The organism is Sphingobium scionense (assembly GCF_014197035.1).
GTDB classification, from domain to species: domain Bacteria; phylum Pseudomonadota; class Alphaproteobacteria; order Sphingomonadales; family Sphingomonadaceae; genus Sphingobium; species Sphingobium scionense.
In genome coordinates this window covers 1-1,105 of the sequence record NZ_JACIEU010000101.1, presented here as the reverse complement: position 1 = coordinate 1,105, position 1,105 = coordinate 1, and the positions used below count along the sequence as shown (strand labels likewise).

1 protein-coding gene is annotated in these 1,105 nt (G+C 58.7%); it reads left to right on the top strand.

What is annotated here, in order from left to right; translation table 11 throughout:
* Positions 1-65: 65 nt before the first annotated feature.
* The coding region (locus GGQ90_RS28925) for an IS1182 family transposase (protein ID WP_188084661.1) at positions 66-1,105 on the top strand (1,040 nt) is incomplete at its 3' end.

Below are 1,105 nucleotides of genomic sequence, written 5' to 3'. Positions count from 1 at the left end.
CGACCGAGGCTGTGTAAAAACGCCTTTGTATGATAGGGTTTTCTGGCGTCTCGGGAGACTTGGTCATGGGCCGTTTCGTCGAAGGGGAAGATCGCCGGCAAGCCAGTTTTCTGCCTGCATCGCTGGATGATTATATTGCCGAGGATAACCCGGTTCGGGTGGTTGAGGCCTTCATAGATGAGCTGGATTTAGCGGTTCTCAGCTTTGCCGGTATGGAGCCAGCATCGACGGGGCGACCTGCCTATCACCCAGCGACAATGCTGAAGATCTATCTGTATGGCTATCTCAACAGCATCCAGTCGAGCCGCCGTCTCGAAAGGGAAGCTGGTCGTAATATCGAACTTATGTGGCTGACTGGCCGGCTGGCGCCTGACTTCAAGACCATCGCCAACTTCCGTCGCGACAATGGCGCTGCGATCCGAGCGGTGTGTGGACAGTTCGTGATGCTATGCCGCGGCATGGGCCTGTTCATCGGCGCCATGGTGGCGGTGGATGGCAGCAAGTTCAAAGCGGTAAATAACCGGGATCGCAACTTCACGGCACATAAGGCGGCCAAGCGGATCGAGCAGGTCGAGGCAAGCATCGACCGCTATCTGGTCACCCTGGACCGCGCCGATCGCGAAGACAGCGATGTGCCTGAGGTGCGGACCGACAAAATCCGGGAAAAGATCGCCGGACTGCAGCGTCAGATGCAGTATCTGAAGGATATGGCTGCCCAGGTCGAGGAGGCGCCAGATAACCAGATATCCCTCACCGATCCCGATGCACGGTCCATGGCGACCTCAGGCCGTGGCACCGGCATGGTGGGTTATAATGTCCAGACCGCGGTCGATACCGAGCATCACCTGATCGTCGCGCACGAGGTGCTGAACGATGGCCATGACCGCACACAGTTGGCCCCGATGGGACGGGCGGCGCTGGACGCCATAGGTTCAGATGAACTGACGGTGCTGGCTGATCGCGGCTACTATAACGGCGCTCAGATATTGGAATGCGAAGGCACCGGCGTGCTGCCGTGCGTTCCCAAGGTCGACACCACCGGCCGGGCAAAACACGGCCACTTCACGAAGCCGGACTTCATCTACGATGCGGCCCATGATCACTA